Origin of the sequence: uncultured Nostoc sp. (genome assembly GCF_964245445.1) — a bacterium.
GTDB lineage: Bacteria > Cyanobacteriota > Cyanobacteriia > Cyanobacteriales > Nostocaceae > Nostoc.
Window position 1 is genome coordinate 54,818 of sequence record NZ_CAXTNE010000005.1, and the last position, 20,826, is coordinate 75,643.

The following is a 20,826-nucleotide window of genomic DNA, read 5'->3' on the forward strand; positions in this document are numbered from 1 at the left end:
ATGAAAAGAAACAAAACGTAGTATCAATATTCAACGGAACGCATTTATGCGTGGGATATTATTAATTGCGAATTGCGAATTGGAAATGACTCCTAATAAGCAGATAATGGATGGTTGAGAGTTCTCGCTGTGGAGGAACAGCGTTGAGAAACTTATCAGGTGATAAAGGCACAATCTTAGTAGTAGATGACGAAGCCAGCATCCGCCGAATTTTACAGACGCGTCTTGAGATGATTGGCTACAGTGTAGTTACAGCTAGTGATGGTGAAGAAGCTTTGTCAGCTTTTCGCCTGTTGACCCCTGATTTGATAGTTCTAGATGTAATGATGCCAAAGCTAGATGGCTACGGTGTCTGTCAAGAATTACGGAAACAATCAGACGTACCAATTATCATGCTAACAGCCTTGGCAGATGTAGCAGACCGAATCACTGGGCTGGAACTCGGTGCTGATGACTACATGACAAAACCTTTCTCACCCAAGGAATTAGAAGCTCGAATTGCCTGTGTATTAAATAAAACGGCGCTCCCACAAAACCAGTATCAATACTATTCCTAACTCTCTTATAATTCATGCAGGCGACCTGAAAATCGATACAAGTAAGCGGCAAATTCATAAAAATGAGCAGCGTATTCGGTTGACAGGTGTGGAGTTTAGCTTATTAGAGTTGTTAGTTAATCATTCGGGAAAGATTTTTTCAAGGGTTGAAATATTACAGCAATTGTGGGGTTTTGTACCAGAGATGAATACAGACACCCGTGTGGTAGATGTGCATATCTCACGGTTGCGGACAAAGGTAGAATCCGACCCCAACGACCCAGAATTCATTATCACAGCAAGAGGTAGTGGTTATTTTTTCCCACGAATTATTGATTCAGAACAGGAATAGCAGACAAATATGAGTAAGCTCATCTTAATTACAGGCATAAGTAAAGGTCTAGGTTATGCGATGACCAAGGGTTTTATTCAACAGGGGCATACTGTTATTGGTTGCGCCCGTTCATCAGATGCAATCGATAAAATACGCCATTCATTTAGTGCGCCCAACGACTTCACATCCGTAGATGTAGCAAATGAACACCTTGTAAAAAAATGGGCCCAAGACGTACTTCAAAAATATTCACCGCCAGATATAGTAATTAATAATGCGGCAATTACTAATTATCCAGCACCTTTGTGGGAAATACCATCTGAAGAATTTTCGGATCTTATAGATATCAATATTAAAGGAGTAGCGAATATAATTCGCCATTTCGTACCAGCAATGGTGAAAAACAAACGGGGTATTATTGTTAACTTTAGTTCTGGCTGGGGACGTTCGACTTGGGCCCAAGTTGCACCATATTGTGCATCTAAGTGGGCAATAGAAGGATTAACTCGTTCTTTGGCACAAGAATTGCCAACTGGTATGGCAGCCATACCCCTCAATCCAGGTATTATTCATACAGATATGCTTTCTATTAGTTTTGGAGAAGAAGCTGCTAATTATACACCAGTGTCCGATTGGGTATTGAAAGCTGTTCCGTTTATTCTCAATTTAAAACCCAAAGATAACGGAATTCCCTTAACTATTTCATGAGATTGATCATGCGTGAATTGTTTTGACTAAGAAGATTGGAGATTGCAGATTGAATTTGGTACAAGCCCTGCCCGGTGTTAAGCGGAATAAATCTCAAATCTACAATCTCAAATCCTCAAGCTGCATCCCTCGTAGGTGCAGTCAATCTTCAATCTGCCTTCCGCAATCTGCATTTTCTTGACTGTATATTAACCAATGCAATAGCGATGTCTACGACGGGCTGCGCCTACGCAATTGGCTCAATGTGGTTGAGTTAAGAAAGTTCCTCTGTGAAGGCAAGGGAACAGTTACGAAAAAACAGGCTGATCTCAACTGTATTAGCTTATCGCCCAGAGGCACAAGAAATTAGTACAATTTTTTAATCCTTACGTTTTCAGCAGGAAAAAGATTTGAGCCAAAGTCTACCGATAGCACCAAGCCGAAAACTGAAGATTACAATCCTAACAGTAGGTTCAAGAGGAGACTTGCAACCATACTGCGCTTTGGCTATTGGATTGAAACGTGCGGGGCATGAAGTAACGCTGGCCCTGATGAGAACTTTGAACCATTTGTGAGGAAATTCGATTTAAAGTTTGCAGCGATCGCTGGAAATATGCAAGAGTTTTTGCAATCCAAACTCCTTGAGCGATTGATTGCGGGAGAAAAGTTGAAAAAAGAAGAAGGAGATAAGCTTTTACCTGGACTTTAGACTAAAGGTGAGCGATCGCGAAGTGAGAGACTGAGCAAAAAATAAAGGGATACCTGTAAGAACAAGCACCCCAGTCACGGAAGATGAAAGAAACACTATCAACCTTCATCAGCCGTTATGGATGTTTTTGCACAACTGTAGGAATTCCGTCAAGCCGCCTATGAATGTTTGTGTCGGGCAAAGGACGCAACCTGGAAATTAATGGATGCAATTTTACTCACACGTAATGCCTACAGCTTGGCAGATTTATCAATGTGTCCAGTATTCCGTCGTTAGTGGTCAAGTATCGAATGGCACTAATAAAAGCTCTAAGCTATGCAGAACAAGGGCTACAGGTTTAATGCTCACTCCGGCAGTAATGGCATGAGTCAGGCGATGCCTTCGGCAACGTCTTCGACGAACGCAGATAGGAAGATGATGTACGTTTGCCCAAAAAGTTTTTGAAGGTAGAAAAAGCTTACTCGTCCATGAAATACTTTTTTGAGACGAATAAGCCAACATCATAAACACCACTGTGACACTAAGAGTACAAATCCTCACTTGATAATTTAATCAAAGTTTAGGTTTACCTTTTAAAGAACTATTGCCAGAATCTGCAATAAAACTTACAATCTCTGAACTAAAAATTAAATATAAAAAGCGATTATTTGACCCATTTCTCACCTTGTGGGCGTTTTGAGCACAAGTGTTGGATACTGATAAAACTTGCGATAATGCTGTGAGTAAAATAATTGCACATTTGGCTGAGTCAGAAGTAGAAGTTCCCTCAACAGATACGAGTGCTTACTGCCAAGCACGGGCAAGATTACCAGAAAATTTGTTAGAAAAGCTTTTCAATTATTCAGCACAAAAACTGGAAGAGAAAGTAACCCAAGAACATTTATGGTGTGGTCGAAATGTTTTAGTGATAGACGGCTCGACGGTATCTATGCTAGACACTGTAGAGAACCAAAAAGAATACCCTCAACCTAGCACTCAAAAAGATGGGTGTGGCTTTCCAATTGCTAAAATTGGTGTAATATTCAGTTTAGTAACAGGAGCTACTGTTGCTTTGTGCATCGACGTTTTGAACACTCATGATATTAAATTAGTTAGAAAACTATACAGTTTTCTAAAACCTAATGATGTGCTTATAGGGGATAGAGCTTTTTGTGCTTACGCCGATATGTTTATTATCAAAAAGCTTGATTGTGATGCTATACGGAAACACCAATCTCGCACAACAACTATGCGAAAAGGTAAAATTGTTGGAGATTGCGATAAATTAGTTACTTGGCATAAGCCGAAAAGTTGTCCAAAAGGATTGAATAAAGATGAATTTTTAGCTCTACCTCAAACCATAACTGTGCGAGAGATTTACGATTATATTGTTATTCCTGGTTTTCGGACTCAACAAGTTAGCTTAATTACTACTCTTTTAGATAAAGCAACTTATTCTACTCTGGCAATTGTGGGGCTTTATCGCCAGCGCTGGGATGTTGAACTAGATTTAAGACATCTCAAAACTACCTTGGGTATGGATGTTCTCCGATGTAAAACGCCCTCAATGGTACGCAAAGAAATTCATGTTTTTTTGCTAGCTTATAATTTACTTCGTAGTTTAATGTGGTCGGCTGGAACTACTTACACCACTCCTCCATTACGCTTATCACTGCAAGGTACTCGCCACCATTTAATTAACTTTATTCCCAAATTATTAGCAGCAACTCCTCAAAAACGCCTCCGAATTTATCTCACTTTGCTAAAAGTTATTGCTCACAAGGTCGTTCCCGATCGCCCAGGTCGTAGTGAGCCACGAGTCCGCAAACGTCGCCCAAAAATTTATCCCTTGATGACCAAACCCCGGCTTGAATTACGAAATATTTTAAAAACTGCTTAACCACAAGTGTTTTAGCTTTTCTTAGTGCCATTCGGATATAAGCTAATGAATCAAACTCATCCCCTTGTATTGGAAACATCCAATAGAGGTAGAGACTATCAGGATTCGGTTACCGTGATAGCGCACCACTCCCAACCTCGGTGGAAAGACACGCCCTAAACACTCAAATATGGATACTGGGAACGAAACAACCCTTCATGTTCTCCTGAAATTGGTAACAGGTAGGTATCAGCCACAAGACATGAAGGCACAGGATGACTCAAGAAGCAAATGCCTAACCCGAATTAACGGGTAATGCCTTAAAAGGGATGGCGTAACTGCCAGGATAAGCTGACATGAGCCGCAGTGTGGGAAAGCTAGAGGTAACAGTAGCTATGAATAGGGAGCAATGCGATTTTGTGAGGTCGGCCAAGAAAGGTGCGAGCGCTAAAAATTATATTTAAGTATAGTGTGATTTTATTGACAATTTTTATACTGCTTTGCACGACAATTTATCTTGATGAGATATCTAAAAAAGAGTGCTAGTAAGTCATTTGACAATTATTTCCCAAAATATCTGTAATCAGTCTTTGATATTTAGTATTAATTACAGCAATAAATAGCTAAAGATGAACAGTAAGTATAAAATTAATCAAGCAGTTTGAGGTTTAATAAAGGAATTAAAGATAGAACCACAAAAATTATCCCAACTTCCAGCTATCCATTGACAACGCAGATGTAACAACATTTGCTGCATTTTCTTTTAACCAAAATTTACTGTTCCCCTTGATTCTTAAGTTGACAACTTGACGGATTAAACAATCAAAAAGCCCCGCTCCCAATAGGTAGTTTTTGCTCTATTGCCTTAGCGTAATTTAAACGCCTTTCACGATAGGCACGTAAAAGGTAATTTCTCTGTATTACCATAGTTTTACAACGTTCTCCCGTGGCTTCAGAGATAAATTCATCCATCTGCCTAATTATGGTCATGGCATTACTTTTTTTTAAACTTTTCCGTGCTTTTTTAAACCAATTATTCTGCTCCTTCTCATCACTAAAAGCTACATCAGCAAATTTCTGTACCCGCTCAGTAACATGGGAAAAATCAAATAATTGATAAGTCGCATCGGGAGATTCCAATTTATTTAAAAGAGGGGGAATATGCTTCCAAATCCATTCAGCTCCGTCAGCAATTAATAAAACTTGTTTTGCTTGACTAATTCCCAAACTAATCAGATGCATTTATAAAATTGCTAAAAAGCCTTTATAATCTTCATAAGTGCCATCATTTACAATCTTTATTTCGTTATCTTTAACTTTTTTACCCTGTTCATCAACCACATAAATTGTTAATAATTTTGGCTCAACCCATTCCCCTATAAAGCCATGCCTGTTTGTTTTAGGATTTTTTCTACCTTTTTTATTAATCCTAATTCTACTCCTGCCACCATCTACAGCAATTACAACTCTTTGGTCTTTAAGTATATTTCCATCAGGTAATTTACCTTGTTGTAAGTTAGATATTTTAGCTTGACGTAAATCAATGCCAATTTGACCAAATTTATATGTCAATCGTTCAATTCGTTTAAGACTAATATTAATTCCCCAATCGCCCAGGATTGTATGTGCGGTTTCAAAAGAACTAGCTATGGCACCATATTTTGCAATATCTGACCAAAGTAATAGGCTCAAGCCCTCTGACATTCCTAACCATTTTAACAAGGGACAGAATACAACATGAGTAGATTTATTATTCGCTTTTTTTTCTCTTTTTTGAACAACGTATGGTAATTTGAGAGTTACTACAATATTACCTACTGTTAATATTTCTCTCTTCGTATAACCGTGTCTCTGCGTATCGGTATGCCACCATCCTTTGGTTTGATTAATTGCTGTTTGATGAGCCGACTCTGATTCAGAAAGCTTAGGCAATAATATGGCGGTACATTGACCCGCTAAAATTAACGCAGCCTGTCTAATTGTTTCTTCTCTTTCTTTAACTATTCTTCCAGACCATTCCTTGATATTTTTCAACTCTAAAAGTTTCGTCACATCCTCTTTAAAATCTGATAATGAATCGGCAAAATTTAGATTTGCATATATGTTTTTCTTCATAAAAGTAGATACTTCCTATTTCAAAACTATTCCTGAAAGGAAATCTTACCTTTTTTATAGTCGTAACAATGTACAGAAACCTCGTTTTTAGCACAGGTTGTGTCTTCTAGCGAATATTACTCAGTTTTTTGTATTAAATATTTAGTGCATACGTAAGAGTTTATTAGCGATCGCTCTCCAGGTGGGGTCATCTCACTTTTTCGCATTGCTCCCGTTTGGGATAAGGCATTGCACTGTCGGAAATTTTCAGCAGTGGAACTGTACTCAAGAGAGCCTATGAGTTTTTGCTAATCCAAAAGTGGAATTTTCAAGGGTAATAGAACCGCACTGCCAAATGACGGCGGAAACTGTTGCAGAATACGATGTAGTGCTGTGTGTCGGAGACACCACTTTTCTTGATTATGGCAGTATTGCGGCTAAAAAAGAAGGTTACGGCCCAATTGGGAAGGGAGGTAACGGTTTAATATTACACAGCGCTTTAGCCATAGAACCCCAGAAAGGTCAATCGATAGATCTGTTGTGGCAAAAACTTTGGAATCGAGAAGCAAAACAGAAACCATCAAAAGATGAAACCCTGACACAAAAGAAAAAACGACTTGCAGCAGCCCGTAAAGAAGGCCGAAAGCGTCCCTTTGAGCAGAAAAAATCTTACAGATGGGTAGAGGCACTTACTAATGTAGAAAACCGTGTAAGTAAGTCCACTCGTATGATTCATGCTTTTGATAGAGAGGGTGATATAACGGAAGTTTTCGACCAAGTTCGTCAACTCCAGCACACCGGAGTTTTGGTACGTGCGGCTCGTAACCGCAGTTTAGATTCTGACAGTGAACGGCTCTGGTCTAAATTAGAAGCACAACCTATCAGTCTGTCACAGGAAGTTGAATTGCCTCAGACAGGCAAGCGTTCTGCCCGTAAAGCAAAGCTAGCTGTACGTTTTTGTTCTGTAAATCTTCGTACCCCCCATCGTTTTGATAACCGTGATCCTCTACTGGTATATGCCGTTTATGCCACGGAAGTTGATTGCCCAGAAGGTGAAACCCCTATAGAATGGATGTTGCTAACCACAGAAGTTGTCGCAGATATCCAGACAGCTTCTACAATTTTACGTTGGTATTCTTACCGTTGGAGAGTAGAAGAGTATCACAAAATTTTCAAGTCAGGCTCTCAAATAGAAAGATACAGACTTGCTGCTGAAGGTATGAAGACCTTAATTGGTTTTTTGAGCGTGATTGCTGTTGAGCTTTTGCAGTTAACTTATCTACACCGCACCCAGCCTTCCGCCCTTGCCATTGAGATTCTTAATCCCCTTGAGCTTCGGATTTTAAAAGCTAAATCTCCCAAATTACCCAAGCTACTAACAGTTAGTTGGGCTGTAGAAGCGTAGGCGCAGCCCGCCGCAGGCATCGCTCGTCTTGGAGGTTATCTTGAACATCGACATAAAACCCCTATTGGTATCCAGGTACTATGGCGAGGTTGGTTAAAATTACACGACAAGAGTGAAGGTTGGCAGCTTGCAAAAGAGACTTAACGGGAAAAGTCAGATGCGGGAGATATGCGATGCCTACGGCGGGCTACGCCTACGCATCAATCGGGTGTATTCGGGTGCGCTCGAAGAATCTGTGCAGAAGTTTTTGGAGATGCTGGGGAAGCTGAATCGAGCTTATTTGACGGCTTTGGAAGAGAAATTGTTGAAGGTTCTGGAGTCGGAAATTAAAGATTAATGCAACAAAGAAGCAATGCCACAATGCTGTAAGTGATTCTACAAAATAAAATTTTGACTAAAAAGCCTTGTTCGGTGACGAGAAATAAAGCATTAATGAGACTCGAAATGCAGGTTTTCACAAATATCCTGTCTCAATGCGTTTTACAGCTTTTTAAAGTACCTGGCAATTGGTAACAACCCGAGACCCAGCTTTTGATATGTACAACGTGCTGGTGCATGACCAGGATCGCCTCCAGTCTCGACCATAGCAACGGTCATACCAGCAGCTTTCATCCAATTAAGAGCGAACTCGACCAGAGCGGCTCCAATGCCAAGACGTTGATAATCTGGATCAACGGCAATCATGTAGATTTCTCCCATACTATTCTCTGAATGGAGTTTCACGGCTATAAAGCCCACGGTTGAATCAGAGTCGATGGCAACCCACACCTTCATGTCTGCTGTAGTACAGACGGACTCGACAGCATTAAGCTGGCTTACACGCCAACCATTAGGGTAGAATGAATGGTACACCTCAATATCCATTGCATTTTGAATCGAATCAAAGACCGGACTCCATGCCCGAAGTGAAAGACTTTTGATGGTATCAAGTTGGCTATCTTCGTATGGTTCAATTTGCATAGAGGTATTATGTGTTTATAGTATGTTACATAAATACTACCAGCTAATCTTTTGTTTTTTTGGTATGGGGAGTACACCGTCGGAAGGGTGCGGCTCTTTTGAAAAGACGCTTTTTGTCTGTCCATAAAGCCTAAAGTTATTGTGGAGCAGTAATTACAGGCTTTAAGCATTCTCAAAATACCTCCGTTAAAATTTCAAAAATAGAAACACAACTTTTTTGTAGCATCATATTACACGGGAAAAGCCTGTTTTTAGGTTTGATTTATCTGCGATCGCTTAATTTTACGTATTTAGCCTAGAGAGTAGAAAATTAAATATAGAGCAGATTAGATACCTGTAATATGAATGTAGTTTATTGTCTTCCTAAAAGAGCCGTACCCCCGTCGGAATTGACCACCTGAAGCCACTGAATTACCTGGAGTCGGAATGTCAGCAGATGCAGCAGATTAGCGATGCCTGCGGCGGGCTACGCCTACGCATTCATAGGCTACGGGAAAACGAGAACTTGGAAGATGCCCCAAGTGCTGTGCTAAAGCACTTGGGAGAACTGAAGCGCCCGTATTTGACAGATGTGGAGGAGAAGCTGTTCGCTAAAATTTGAATGTAACAATTTGTAAACAATCGTGTAAAATCTCCTTAATTCGCCTGACAAACATATAGCAGGTTAAACACAGGAGTTTGAAAGTATATATAAAACCCGTCGCAGGACAGCCCTAGAAGGGCTAGGTGGTTCAGCGGCATTGATTATATTTGTGCAAAACATCATGAAATTAGGCTTAATTACGAGCAATGGTTTTTGGGTGATCAGGCAAAGCTTTCAATCATGACTAATTCCACCTTTAATCAGACTAGCAGCATGGATACATTAAACAAGCAATTAAACCAGCTTGTTGTTGAAACCTGTTGCCATCCACGCTTAAGCCTAGAACGTCAGAAAGGACTCAATGAAATTATTTGGAGGATTCAACAATCAGGTAAACTCCTATCTGGAGTGGGAGTGCCTGACTACGAAGATGCAATCCAGCAAACCTGGCTGTACTTCTGCCGCAATTTGTGTGAAGCCACAACAGGCGATACTTACAATCCAGAACGGGCAAGCGTCATCACATGGCTCAACGCTTATCTCAAACACAGACTTCAGGACATCCGCATCAAAGCAGCGTCAAATGCGATTGCTGCTTACACTCACTCATCCGATTTTGATGAATCACTAGATCACGTAAACAACATACCCGCACCACCCGCTCCACCACCTATTTTGTCAGACATTCTGGAATGGGTTGAGCTTGAAGGTAGTTTACTGCGTAGCATTCACCTGCGCGATCGCCCAGACATTAACTGTCAAGTCTTGATTCAACGCCGCTTACCTCCTGAAACAACTTGGGAGCAATTAGCTAAAGAATTTGGAGTAGGAATTTCCTCTCTGAGCAAATTCTACCAACGAGAATGCTTTCCCCGTCTGCTAAATTTCGGCAAATCACAGGGCTACCTGGAATCTTAAAAATTCATCAATTCAGACTTCACATTCAGTATGTCCAATGAATTAAGGCAAATTATCTCAGCGCCGCAGGATCACCTAACAAGAAAGTTTTACCAGGAAGTTCAGGCGCGTGAAGCTTGGTTCTATTATTGTCTGTAGTATCACACAACATCTGTGAGCCATCAGGAAGAACTACGGCGGATGCGGGACGAGCTTAATATTATGGGTTGGTTTAATCGCAACCGCGCTCAAATATCTAACTACATGGCTGTTTTTTTACTAATAAGTTTGGGAGGTGGATGTATGTATGGTTTTTTTATTGGGTTCAAAGGCGATCTCAGTCAAAACAACCTCTACCCGCCTTCTTTGCCTGCAACTCACTACACACGACAGCCCTATACCCAATATCAAAGCCATCTTTTTTGTCTAGCCTATGAGAAACCTAGTTTTAAGGTAAAGAGTGTAAATGTTTTCTCTGTTTATGGGTTACATCCTTAAGACTTGCGCTTTTTTAGCTTTTATTCTCCTTAAACCCTATATCCTTCCATGACTTTGACAAACGCTAAAGACATTACGATCTCCATTGCCATTTCTCAGCAAGAGCGTCGAACAGCACAGCAATTCGCCCATCAGCAACCTACACCTGAAAAGGCATTAAGTGTATACATGAATACTTTAGCTGTGCTAGCAGTGCGTAAATACTTGGAAATACTCGATATTCCCACCGAGTTAGAAGCTAGCTATAGCTGGAATCCTGTTGGGCGACTGTGTTCTGATGTCGCTGACCTGAAAGTAACCCAAATCGGACACCTAGAGTGTCGCCCGATTCCAAATTGCGAACGCACCTGTTACATTCCGCCCGATACTTGGTCAGACCGAATTGGTTATGTCGTTGTGCTTTTCGATAAGACTTGCCTGGAAGCAACAGTCCTGGGTTTTGTACCAACAGTATCACAGCAACTGCTGACTATCGAACAGTTGCAACCACTCGAAACATTACTCATCCGCTTGCATCAAAAAAATACTAGATTAGTGCGATTAAGTCAATGGTTTGACAACGTTTTTGAGGCAGGTTGGCAAACATTTGCAGAACTTCTGGACAACAAAAACACCGACCCAGCTTTAGCATTTCGCACTCTTTCGGTTAGAGGAGTTGACATAGACGACTCCAAAACCCTTAAACAAATGGTTGAGCAGTTATATATCGGTCAGAATAGCACCCTTGAAAACGAGGACTTGACTACAGCTTTAATTCACCTGCTGCATACTACACAGGATCAAGAAGTTCGTTGGACAGCAGCAGAGCTTCTGTCGGCCATCGCTCCTTACCATCCGGCAGCAGGCATAAGGAGAGTGATGGATTTTGGGATGCAGTTTGCAGGTCACGCTGTTGCCCTAATGGTAGCAATTTTGCCCAACAAAGAACAGCGAGTAGCGGTTCTCCTACGGTTGTACCCAATGGGTAGTGAACGTTATCTAGCAGCAGGTCTGCAACTGACTGGACTAGATAAATCTGGCAATGTCTTTTTAGACACACAAGCCAGAAAACGAGATGACTATATTCAGATCAAATTCTCTGCTGAATTTGGGGAACGATTTAGCATTAGAGTATCGCTGGATAATACTAGCCTCACAGAAAACTTTATCATTTAGTTTGGAATTAAGCCAAGGACTGATCGTGGGTAAGCTAGTTGTCTTCAAAATTGGTGAGGGTAATTTTGAGCAGGGATTCCCAGTCATACTTCAGATTGGAGAAGAGGGTCAACAGAGTGTCACAGAAATTGCAGGCAGGTTCCCCCCAGCCCCGGAAATTCCTGATCTTTATCACCGCTGGCAAACTGCTTACTATAGTTTGGGAGGAATGCGAATAGAGGTTCCCCCCCAAATCACGAACGTTTCCCATGTGGACGAGTGTGAGTATGCTGCTTGTGCACTTCAAGCTAGATTGCAAGAATGGCTCAACCAAACACCTATTCGAGATTTGCGAGAACAAGTGCAGGAAGAAGTCAGACAAGATCAGCCTGTGCGGGTTATCCTGCAAACTCAAGATATTCTACTTGCCAAGCTGCCCTGGCATTTGTGGAATTTATTTGAGCGCCGCCCCAAGGCGGAAATGGCGCTCAGTGCTAAGTATGCCCCACCAGCTCAACCTCTAAGAAGTCCGGTGAGAATCTTGGCAATCTTAGGCAGTGGCTTGGGCATTGATGTTCAGCAAGACCGAGAGCTACTAGAGCAGTTACCACGAGCAAAAGTTACTTTGCTCTCAAAACCCCGACGACAAGAACTTTCAGACCAACTGTGGAACCAACCTTGGGACATTCTCTTTTTTGCAGGTCATAGTAGAACCAGAGAGGGGGGCGGACAAATTCAGATCAACGACACCGAGAATCTACCGCTTGACGAGGTGCGATATGCCTTGAGATGTGCCGTGCAAAATGGCTTGAAGCTTGCAATTTTCAACTCTTGTGATGGGCTAGGGTTAGCACGCTCTTTGGCGGATTTACAAATTCCCCAGGTAATTGCGATGCGGGAGCCTGTACCCGATGCGGTGGCGCAGGTATTTTTGCGGTACTTCCTCAAGACGTTTTCCCAAGGTGAATCGTTTTACCTGTCGGTGCGAAAAGCACGCGAACAGTTGCAGGGAATGGAAGGAGAATTTCTGTGTGCATCTTGGTTGCCGGTGATTTATCAAAATCCCGCTGAAAAGGATACGAATTTCCGCTGGCCCAAGTCCTTAAAAATACCTTTAGTTATATTAATGCTTACAGGTTTAGGAATTGTCGCTTCTTTGGCGATCAGATGGCTGTTGGTAAAACCAAACCGCACTAGCTTAGGAGAGCAGATTTTAGTACATCAAGCTACAAATGCCGATAAGGAAGCAGGAGCTAAAGAATTTCGTGCCCTTAATTTTGTAACTGCAAAGAATAATTTTGAGAAGTCACTACAACAAAATCACAACGATCCAGAAGCGTTGATTTACTTAAATAATGCAAAAGTTGGTAATGGCAGTGCGCTCAAAATTGCCGTCAGTGTTCCGATTGGCAGTAATCCCAATGTGGCACAGGAGATTTTACGGGGAGTGGCTCAGGCGCAAGATGAGGTAAATCGCAACGGTGGCATTAAAGGCAAGCCGTTGCTCTTGGAGATTGCTAATGATGAAAATAGTCCTGAGGTAAGTACGGGACTTGCTAAGGAGTTTGTCGAGGACAGTCAGATTCTGGCAGTGATTGGACATAACGCCAGTGATGTTTCTGTTGCTAGTGCCAAAGAGTACCAGGGGAAGTTGGTAATGATCTCGCCAACCAGTTTTGCCAAGAGTCTGACAGAAATTGGCGATCTTCATAGTGATAACTATATATTCCGCACGGTTCCTGACGTTCGCCTTATAGCAGATACCCTCTCTAATTACGCCATTAACAAGGCGCTCAAAAAACGAATTGCCATGTGTTCAGATTTCAAAGCGGTAGACAATAAGTCGTTCAGAACTGAGTTCACCTTCTCCATTGAACAGAATGGTGGCACGTTCATCCCTATCCCCTGTGATTTTTCCGCTCCTGATTTCAACGCCGATGCAGTAATAGCTCAAATCAAGAAAGAAAGTGTAGATGGCTTACTACTTGCTCCCCATGTTGACAAAATTGACCTTGCCCTAGCAGTAGCACATGCTAATAAAAGGCAACTAACCTTATTTGCCAGTCCCACCTTTTACACAGCCGAAACGCTCTTGTCTGGGAAAGCAGATGTTAACGGTATGGTGCTGGCAGTGCCTTGGCATCCCTCGTCATCCTGTAGCGATCGCTTTACTAAAAATGCCACAAAACTGTGGGGTGGAGGAGCGACTACTGTTACTTGGCGCACTGCTACGGCTTACGATGCCACACTTGTGATTATTGATGGGTTAAAAAAGAGTGATGGCACACGAACAGGATTGCAAAAAGTTTTGTACAGATACTGGTTTGAGATCGCTGGGGCGACAGGAAAAGTGCGATTTTTACCTTCAGGCGATCGTAGTGGCGGTACATCTCTACTAGTCCAGGTTCAACCTAATAATCAATCGACCACAGGCTACGATTTTGTCTTCCTGCATCAGAATATCTTGGGTAAGTTTACTTCTTGTACGGGTGTATCTAGTCACTAAATAATTAATCAAGATGCAATTAAAGTATAACGTGCTTATATTGAACGTTTTGAATAAAGAATGCAGTATGCATTACCGCTCAAACCCCTATAACCAAAACAATGCCATATGACAACGCCTATAATTACACAAACTTGCTGTGTGGGTTTTCTAAGTTTATCAGTTATCACTCTCTCCTCTGCTAGTCTAGCTGTAAGTGTGGAGCAAGTACCAAATCCACGACAAGTTAACAGTGGTTGGGTGACCGATATGGCTAATGTCCTTAGTCCTTCAACTGAAGCTGAACTCAATAAGCTGATTTCAAACCTGGAAGCAAAAAACGGCAGTGAAATTGCTGTCGTAACCGTACCTGAGACTTCCCCTGCTAAAACTCCTAAGCAGTTTGCAACGGCTTTATTCAAGCATTGGAAAATAGGCAAAGCCGAGCGAAATAACGGAGTGTTGTTGTTGATTTCCAAGGGTGATCGCCGCGTGGAGATTGAAACTGGCTACGGTGTCAAAAAGATTTTGCCTGATGCGAGTGTTGGCAACATTATCCAACACAATATAACACCGCGACTCAAACAAGGTGACTATGATGGTGGGACGTTGGCTGGAATTAAGGCACTCGTAACAGCATTGGATGGTGTTGCTCATAGTTTTAATATCCCAACATCAAATCAGAGCGGAAAAAGACCGAAAGATAGCTCTAATCAACCTAGGTTACGATTCGTATTAGGGGAACTTGTAATACTAGGGAGTCTCTTCATTACTAGACAGTAAACTCTTAAAAAGAAGTAGAGTGATATGAAAAATATACTGTTTGTGCTGATAGTTGTTGGGTTTGCGATCTTAATTGCTGGTGCAATTTTTAGCAGAAGATCCCGTCGTCGTTCTAGTTGGCGTGATAGAAGCAGCGACAACTACATCCACACTAGCGACACCTCCAGTAATAATTACAGTAGCAACGCTGGCGATGTTTACGACAGTGGCAGTTCTAGCGGTGACTATAGTGATAGCGCAGGTAGTGAAGGCGGTAGTAGTAGTTTCGGTGGTGGTGATAGCGGTGGCGGCGGTGCAGGCGGCAGCTTTGGCGGTGACAGCGGCAGTAGTTCTGACTGTGAGAGCAGTAGTTCGAGTAGTAGCGGCGGTGACAGCAGTAGTTCTAGTAGTAGCGGTGGTGACAGCAGTAGTTCGAGTAGTAGCGGTGGTGACAGTTCTAGCAGTAGTTCGGGCGGCAGTTATTGACGGATTGGAGTTCAGGGCAAACGCATCTAAACTGTTGATCACGACCAATCTGAAAAATCAATCGATTTAATCAGCGTTTCTCGTTTGATTTGTTTTTTAAGCCCAAAGCGATGCCTGCGGCGGGCTACGCCAACGCCTATATCTCTGTCAATAAGCAGCAATTAATGCGACTATTTTTCAGCTTATTGATAATTAAAGAGTCTTGTTGACATGATGCGTTTGCCCTGGATGAGATGGAGAAGCGTTATGCCAGCCCAGAGGAAGACACATGGCAGACTCGTGACTTTCATTGCCTTGAGATTGCCGCCGAAAACTACCTTGTAACCTATACTCTGATTCCGGGTACTCACATTACCCGACGCTCAACGATCTGGCGACAGACACCGCAGGGTTGGAAGATTGTATATCATCAAGGAAGCGTGGTAGAAAATGGCTGCATAGAATGTTTACACTATGTAATGCTACGAGTTCTCGATATGCTATCTGACGTTGGTGTGCAACTAGAATTTTGATGAGGCTCAAAGACAGCCCTCGTAGTTAATAATCTCTGGATGCTGGATAAGAGTTAGTTCTTTTTGCTTGGGAGAAACTGACTTTTTAGCGATCGCTTTCTGTTCCCAATAAATCACGCCATCCATTCAGTCCACTGCGGGACATCTGTCAGCAGTTGAGCAAACTTGTCAGGGCAAGCATCTTCAAACTCCAGTATCACGCCGCAACGCTCATCAACCGTTAGGGTACTGAGTAATTCTTTAACTGATTCTACACCGTACTCCACCCGCTCAATCGCCAGTTGAGCATAATATTTAACCCGCTCCCACCAAGACTCACTGAGTTCTGCCTCTGTGTCCATACCCCCCCATATTATTATCTCCATCTTCATTAATGGGGGGTGTGGACGGAGCATTAATCCCATATTGAGACTGCATTCTAGCTGCATAAGCCGCCTGAAGTTCCTGCTCCTGGTGGCGTTTCCTTTCCCTGTCCTCCCGTTGCCTTTGGCGATAATCCAGCACCTTCTGAATAAACTCGACATCCTCAGTATTGAGCCGATAATACCGAACACGCTGCCCATCCTCCATTGGTCTTTGTGATTCAGTAGACAAACCGAGTTGCCAAAGGTACTGCCCTAAAATCCAAACTGGAGACTCCGATAGCGGGATGGTCAGATTGAGAATACCTTTAACGTGAGATGCGTTGCGTTTGGAGAACTCTGCTAAAACCTGAATCATCGCCTCGTCCCCTTTAATCTCAACCCCAGCCATCAGATCCATCAGCACAGCCCTGAGTCCGAGCCGATGACGCATCAACCACGCGGTAGAATGATTACTCCAGTCAGTGCAGATAGCTAGTCGCTCCCGTTCCGATTTATCGCGTTCGGCAACCACAGCCGGCGGTGAAACACATTCTCGCCCCTGGTCATCAGTAATCATTTCCCCAGGCGCTGCCAATATCGCCTCCAGCGCGACAATCTTTTTAATTAAGCGTCCCCTGTCATCTTTCTCCACTAATTCAAGGGTTACGCTCATCCCGTAAGTGTCCTGAATGCGGAACTTCTCACATTCCAAAACCTCTTCCGGCTTGAGATAATCCTGATGCTGCCTGCTGGTGTAAGTCCTAGAGTCAATATCTTTGGCATTAGCCACCTTACGATAATGCTCCGAATCGATGGCGATACCAGCCGCCTTCATCCAGCGCGAAGTCCCCTCGTCACCACCATCCTCCACAGGCACAATAGTATTCCCCATCTCCTCCAACAGCGATCGCAAATCCGACCTCAGATTATTGATAGACCAATTCCTTTGCCCTTCAATCTGACAGCTAGCATCCAATGCCCAGTCTTTCTCTGCTCCTCTTTTCCCCGTTTCTCGGTTAATGCGAATCAGAAAAGCGGTCATCTCATTTGTCTGAAGAATCCTTTCCTTGATGCGTCGGGCATTGGTTTCGGCGTAACCAAATGGAGGGCGCGGTGCAACCCAAATGTGCATGGGGACATCTAAACGATACCGCCATAACTGTTGAGCGCATTCTGTAGCCGACTGCGAAACGGCATGAAACACACCAAACACTGCATCGAAATACTCCGTGCAAATATCAACACCCGTACCGAGACTGGGAGTAATTAAAAAGGCATCAACAGTTTTAATAGCAACGTTAATCTCTCTGATAAAGATGACATTTTCTTCAGACCCACTATTTTCCGAGTGAATAGCCCATACCCGTAGCTGACGGTCTTCGCTGGGTTCGGGTGTATCGTCATCGAAGAAAGCACTTGTACAGGGGAGCAAAGGAGCAGAGGAGAGTTGTTGTATAATTTCTTTCCCCTCTGCACCCCTGCACCTCTGCCCCTCTGCATCGTTGAGCGCTCTCTCCAGTTTTTTGATAAATCGCTTGCTGTCGCTGACCATCATCAGTTTTTGACCCGACATGAGTCGAGCGTGAAACTCGGCAACGATTGCGCTGCTGTTTTTCCCCTCGTACCAATACACCTGACGACCACCTGAGCGATATTCGTTTTTGATGATGTAGGGTTTTTCACCAGCCGGTCGCATTCGCATGAAAAACTCGATAGTCAAATCATCCAAGTGAGCATCTGCCAAAACAACCAGTTTGGCATTGTAAACCAGATATTCCAACACCTCCAAAATAGCGCCCCGGTGTTCTTTGCAGGTCTTTGATTTGAGCAGATGAGCGAGATACTGGCAGGCTTCATCTATAAATAAGATGTCATAAGCCTGTAAATCATTCGCCATCTTATACAGTGAGTCTACGGTAATGCTGAGAGCCTTTGCTTTAGCCCAGTCGCCGCAAGAAATCGCAGAGTACATTGCAGTTTGCAAGCGATGCCTACGGCGGGCTACGCCTACGCTAAGATTTTTCAGCAAAGTAACGCGATGCCCGTTGTTCAAAAAGCTTAGTTGGGGGTTATCAAATCTCATCATTGCCAAGATTTCAGTCTTACCTGTCCCCATGTCAGAAGCCAAGCCAACTAACCCCGATTGAGGCAGTGAGCGGATGACTGTGGAGAGATAACGGGTATTGACTATCACATTGGGTTTGTACTTGCGAAGCCCCCTGGCGCGATTAATAAAAAATCTTTGGTTCAACTCGCTGATTCTCAAGCCATCAGCAATCATAGTGGACACTGCTTTGTCTGCCTTCCTGCCCAAAGCTACAACCCAATCGTCAATTCCTTTTTCTGGTCCAGGGAGTAGCGCTACTTCACATTGACAGGCAAGTTGGAGAATTACTTGACAGGTGCGGCGAGTAGCAGCAAAAACCTGCTGTTTGGTTTTAGGCTTGCTTTCGTAATCGAAGAGAATGACAAACTTACGCTTGTGTTGAGCCATTGGGACTAAATCAGGGTGCAGGTATTCTAAATCTTCCTTGCCGACTCGACAGTTCCAGATTCCGGGGAGGGCGATCGCTACATAGCCCAAAGTCAGAAGACAAGCAGCCTTCTTCTCGCCCTCTGTAAGGTATACTGGGATTACGGGGTGAGCCATGACCCAAGCCCAGAACCCTAACGCTTCACCTTGATCAGTAACGGTGATTAGTTCTGGTATTGGCACGTCATACCGCAGGGCAACCAACTTCCAGATATGGAGGGGAACTCTCAGGTAGGTAACACGATTAGGAGTTTTGGGCGGTGACTCGTATTTGACTGGCTTTTGACTTTGCTGGTTTGTAGTCTTGTCCCATTCGAGTCGTGGGTTGTCGGGTTTCATCCGTCCCCAGTCCATCGGTAGCCAAGAGTTGAGCGGGTCGAGTCCACTAACCCACCATGCGCCCTCCTCTGCGTGGGCATATCGCCGCAAATACCCATCTCGTAATCGCCCATCGTTACGTCAGGCAGTTTGGGGGAGAGCGTATAAAAGGTATTCGTATACTTCATTTCCATCCAGAGAGCGGATATTTAGCGCAGTGAGTTTGGGGTCAACGGCGGAATTGACCACCCATTCGTGCCAGTGATTAGCAGCTAGCTGATTATTCGTTTGATGTGTATCAATTATGTTCATATCCCCTCCGATATTTTGACGCAGTGCAAAGCAAGCGGTATGAAGCCATACCACTTTGAAAAGCTTTTAGCTTGGTTAAAGGTATTGGTAAAAGAAAGAAATCTTTTATTACCCCTTATCCTTTCCCCTTGCCTTTATCTCCCGCCTCCGGTGTGCGGTCGGAATGTCAGATTAATTCGCGTGCTAACGACTTTGTTTGTTTTCGGAACTTGATGCAGATGTGTTGATTGACAACCTGGGTGCATCACGAGTAAGCTGCCGTGTTCCAGCCAGAAATCTGTTGGTCTGCCGCCGATGGGCTTGATTTGGAATTTGCGACATGACCCCAGGCTGATGGAATCCCATCGATGGCTCTTTGTCTGCGTGCCACCGGATAGAATCAGTCCCCATGCGGTACTGGTTGCCGATGACGATACGGAACTTATAGCCAGTCAACGCGGTGATTGAGTCACGCAAGCTAGACAGAGCTTCTGTCCACCATAGTGGTTTCAAAAATACGCTGTTTGAGTAAAGATAGTCACAGCCTTTGTCACCGTACAGGCATTCCAGGCGGGGGACAGGCATTGTTTTACCCGCGATCCTGATTTGATTCTGCTGCCACTCCAGTTTCAGACAGTGTTGGTAGAGTTGATTGGCTTGTTCAGTTCCCAAGAAATCAGGATAGTAAGTGATAGGTAAAACTGGGGTTGATTCAGCAAACAAATTGAGTTGTTGCATGGTAGTTATCTCAAATTTTGAAACTGCTATTAGTTCTGTTCGGCTTTAAAAACTTCAACCAAAATACTTTCTGGATACAAACCGACCTTTCCAAAACGTGGGTCATGAATGCGTTCTATTTCTATGCCTTGTTTTCGACACAATGCATTTGCCTTTCTACCTTTAGTACCGGCTTCTTTTACCGATATTTCTAAACCTTGAAGATTGGCGAAACTGACAACACTATATTTGTGTCCGCATGGGGTATTTACCCTGTCTTGTTCAACTTCAACCGCTTTTAGTCTCGCCAAGATTTGAGTTTGTTGCTGTTGTTGCTCCAATAAATATTGTTCTTGCTGTGCCATCTGTTGGGCGATCGCAGCGAGTAACTGTATTTGTGTCATCGCTGTTTCGGTAGAAGTGGCGGGTTTAGTCCACCCTAGTAAATCTTGAATCCAGGCACGAACACCAATGCTTTCAAAAGCTTCACAGGCTAATTTTGCTTGTGTAGTACACCTCCTGCCAGCTTCATAACCGTAATAATGAAGTATGGTTGCTACAGCGACATCGGGAATACCAGACTCTAACCACAATAAAATGTCAGCCCCTTCAAAGCCTTTATAGATAAGCGAATGGCACTAAGAAAAGCGCAAATCCTTAATCTGGCTGGCTTTTGGGTGTAA

18 protein-coding genes and 4 pseudogenes are annotated in these 20,826 nt (G+C 43.2%); 15 read left to right on the forward strand and 7 right to left on the reverse strand.

Annotation, left to right across the window (positions count from 1 at the left end):
- Positions 1-110: 110 nt before the first annotated feature.
- From rpaB to ACFE90_RS01915, 5 genes and pseudogenes are all read left to right on the forward strand, one after another.
- Positions 111-888 (forward strand): annotated as a pseudogene (gene rpaB / locus ACFE90_RS01895) (response regulator transcription factor RpaB).
- Positions 889-897: 9 nt separating this feature from the next.
- On the forward strand, positions 898-1,578 hold the full coding sequence (locus ACFE90_RS01900) for an SDR family oxidoreductase (RefSeq protein WP_375497205.1): 681 nt from the start codon (positions 898-900) through the stop codon (positions 1,576-1,578).
- A 389-nt stretch (positions 1,579-1,967) separates the two neighbouring features.
- The gene (locus ACFE90_RS01905) at positions 1,968-2,132 is read left to right on the forward strand and encodes a glycosyltransferase (RefSeq protein WP_375497207.1); all 165 of its coding nucleotides are present in this window, start codon (positions 1,968-1,970) and stop codon (positions 2,130-2,132) included.
- On the forward strand, positions 2,129-2,266 hold the full coding sequence (locus ACFE90_RS01910) for a hypothetical protein (RefSeq protein WP_375497209.1): 138 nt from the start codon (positions 2,129-2,131) through the stop codon (positions 2,264-2,266). The genes ACFE90_RS01905 and ACFE90_RS01910 overlap by 4 nt, the downstream gene beginning before the upstream one ends.
- 685 nt (positions 2,267-2,951) lie before the next feature.
- Positions 2,952-4,145: an IS4 family transposase gene (locus ACFE90_RS01915; RefSeq protein WP_375497211.1), complete on the forward strand. Its 1,194-nt coding sequence runs from the start codon at positions 2,952-2,954 to the stop codon at positions 4,143-4,145.
- Between the two features lie 631 nt (positions 4,146-4,776).
- Here the strand turns inward: ACFE90_RS01915 and ACFE90_RS01920 are convergent.
- Positions 4,777-6,239, reverse strand: a pseudogene (locus ACFE90_RS01920) (ISLre2 family transposase).
- 334 nt (positions 6,240-6,573) lie between these two features.
- On the opposite strand from ACFE90_RS01920, the pseudogene ACFE90_RS01925 reads away from it, so the two are divergent.
- Together ACFE90_RS01925 and ACFE90_RS01930 are read left to right on the forward strand one after the other, a co-directional pair.
- Positions 6,574-7,767: pseudogene (locus ACFE90_RS01925) on the forward strand (IS4 family transposase).
- A 13-nt stretch (positions 7,768-7,780) separates the two neighbouring features.
- Positions 7,781-7,960 (forward strand): hypothetical protein, encoded by a 180-nt coding sequence (locus ACFE90_RS01930; RefSeq protein WP_375497213.1) that lies wholly within the window; start codon positions 7,781-7,783, stop codon positions 7,958-7,960.
- A 143-nt stretch (positions 7,961-8,103) separates the two neighbouring features.
- Here the strand turns inward: ACFE90_RS01930 and ACFE90_RS01935 are convergent, their stop codons facing one another.
- Positions 8,104-8,583 carry a GNAT family N-acetyltransferase gene (locus ACFE90_RS01935; RefSeq protein WP_375497215.1) on the reverse strand — a complete coding sequence of 160 codons (480 nt, stop codon included), beginning with the start codon at positions 8,581-8,583 and terminating at the stop codon, positions 8,104-8,106.
- Between the two features lie 436 nt (positions 8,584-9,019).
- Between ACFE90_RS01935 and ACFE90_RS01940 the strand changes: the two genes are divergently transcribed.
- The 8 genes from ACFE90_RS01940 to ACFE90_RS01975 all read left to right on the forward strand — a co-directional run bounded on the left by ACFE90_RS01940 (position 9,020) and on the right by ACFE90_RS01975 (position 15,940).
- Positions 9,020-9,184, forward strand: coding sequence for a hypothetical protein (locus ACFE90_RS01940; RefSeq protein WP_375497217.1), 165 nt, complete (start codon positions 9,020-9,022; stop codon positions 9,182-9,184).
- Positions 9,185-9,406: 222 nt separating this feature from the next.
- Positions 9,407-10,084 (forward strand): sigma-70 family RNA polymerase sigma factor, encoded by a 678-nt coding sequence (locus tag ACFE90_RS01945; RefSeq protein WP_375497219.1) that lies wholly within the window; start codon positions 9,407-9,409, stop codon positions 10,082-10,084.
- 153 nt (positions 10,085-10,237) lie between these two features.
- A complete protein-coding gene (locus ACFE90_RS01950; RefSeq protein ID WP_375497221.1) occupies positions 10,238-10,561 on the forward strand; it encodes a hypothetical protein in 324 nt (107 codons plus the stop codon).
- A gap of 48 nt (positions 10,562-10,609) precedes the next feature.
- A complete protein-coding gene (locus ACFE90_RS01955; RefSeq protein ID WP_375497223.1) occupies positions 10,610-11,716 on the forward strand; it encodes a DUF1822 family protein in 1,107 nt (368 codons plus the stop codon).
- Complete coding sequence (locus tag ACFE90_RS01960; protein WP_375497225.1) at positions 11,616-14,201, forward strand: ABC transporter substrate-binding protein; 2,586 nt, start codon at positions 11,616-11,618, stop codon at positions 14,199-14,201. Before ACFE90_RS01955 ends, ACFE90_RS01960 begins: the two co-directional genes overlap by 101 nt.
- Positions 14,202-14,309: 108 nt before the next feature.
- The gene (locus ACFE90_RS01965) at positions 14,310-14,963 is read left to right on the forward strand and encodes a TPM domain-containing protein (protein ID WP_375497227.1); all 654 of its coding nucleotides are present in this window, start codon (positions 14,310-14,312) and stop codon (positions 14,961-14,963) included.
- A 24-nt stretch (positions 14,964-14,987) separates the two neighbouring features.
- Positions 14,988-15,428 (forward strand): hypothetical protein, encoded by a 441-nt coding sequence (locus ACFE90_RS01970; protein WP_375497229.1) that lies wholly within the window; start codon positions 14,988-14,990, stop codon positions 15,426-15,428.
- 233 nt (positions 15,429-15,661) lie between these two features.
- Positions 15,662-15,940 (forward strand): hypothetical protein, encoded by a 279-nt coding sequence (locus ACFE90_RS01975; RefSeq protein ID WP_375497231.1) that lies wholly within the window; start codon positions 15,662-15,664, stop codon positions 15,938-15,940.
- 113 nt (positions 15,941-16,053) lie between these two features.
- On the opposite strand, the gene ACFE90_RS01980 is transcribed toward ACFE90_RS01975, so the two are convergent.
- The 5 genes and pseudogenes from ACFE90_RS01980 to ACFE90_RS02000 all read right to left on the reverse strand — a co-directional run bounded on the left by ACFE90_RS01980 (position 16,054) and on the right by ACFE90_RS02000 (position 20,736).
- On the reverse strand, positions 16,054-16,281 hold the full coding sequence (locus ACFE90_RS01980; RefSeq protein WP_375497233.1) for a hypothetical protein: 228 nt from the start codon (positions 16,279-16,281) through the stop codon (positions 16,054-16,056).
- The gene (locus tag ACFE90_RS01985) at positions 16,256-19,246 is read right to left on the reverse strand and encodes a plasmid replication protein, CyRepA1 family (protein ID WP_375497235.1); all 2,991 of its coding nucleotides are present in this window, start codon (positions 19,244-19,246) and stop codon (positions 16,256-16,258) included. Before ACFE90_RS01985 ends, ACFE90_RS01980 begins: the two co-directional genes overlap by 26 nt.
- Before the next feature lie 30 nt (positions 19,247-19,276).
- Positions 19,277-19,447, reverse strand: a complete 171-nt coding sequence (locus ACFE90_RS01990) for a hypothetical protein (RefSeq protein ID WP_375497237.1) — start codon at positions 19,445-19,447, stop codon at positions 19,277-19,279.
- Between the two features lie 134 nt (positions 19,448-19,581).
- A pseudogene (locus tag ACFE90_RS01995) lies at positions 19,582-20,164 on the reverse strand (alpha-ketoglutarate-dependent dioxygenase AlkB).
- 29 nt (positions 20,165-20,193) lie between these two features.
- Entirely contained in the window at positions 20,194-20,736 is a 543-nt protein-coding gene (locus tag ACFE90_RS02000) for a hypothetical protein (protein ID WP_375497239.1), read from the reverse strand.
- Positions 20,737-20,826: the final 90 nt, after the last annotated feature.

Coding starts and splice junctions, on each gene's coding strand:
- ACFE90_RS01930 (WP_375497213.1), top strand. CDS start 7,781: ATGCGGGAGATATGCGATGCCTACGGCGGGCTACGCCTACGCATCAAT.
- ACFE90_RS01990 (WP_375497237.1), bottom strand. CDS start 19,447: ATGAACATAATTGATACACATCAAACGAATAATCAGCTAGCTGCTAAT.
- ACFE90_RS01975 (WP_375497231.1), top strand. CDS start 15,662: ATGGAGAAGCGTTATGCCAGCCCAGAGGAAGACACATGGCAGACTCGT.
- ACFE90_RS01960 (WP_375497225.1), top strand. CDS start 11,616: ATGACTATATTCAGATCAAATTCTCTGCTGAATTTGGGGAACGATTTA.
- ACFE90_RS01970 (WP_375497229.1), top strand. CDS start 14,988: ATGAAAAATATACTGTTTGTGCTGATAGTTGTTGGGTTTGCGATCTTA.
- ACFE90_RS01900 (WP_375497205.1), top strand. CDS start 898: ATGAGTAAGCTCATCTTAATTACAGGCATAAGTAAAGGTCTAGGTTAT.
- ACFE90_RS01955 (WP_375497223.1), top strand. CDS start 10,610: ATGACTTTGACAAACGCTAAAGACATTACGATCTCCATTGCCATTTCT.
- ACFE90_RS01980 (WP_375497233.1), bottom strand. CDS start 16,281: ATGGACACAGAGGCAGAACTCAGTGAGTCTTGGTGGGAGCGGGTTAAA.
- ACFE90_RS01965 (WP_375497227.1), top strand. CDS start 14,310: ATGACAACGCCTATAATTACACAAACTTGCTGTGTGGGTTTTCTAAGT.
- ACFE90_RS01940 (WP_375497217.1), top strand. CDS start 9,020: ATGCAGCAGATTAGCGATGCCTGCGGCGGGCTACGCCTACGCATTCAT.
- ACFE90_RS01945 (WP_375497219.1), top strand. CDS start 9,407: ATGACTAATTCCACCTTTAATCAGACTAGCAGCATGGATACATTAAAC.
- ACFE90_RS01935 (WP_375497215.1), bottom strand. CDS start 8,583: ATGCAAATTGAACCATACGAAGATAGCCAACTTGATACCATCAAAAGT.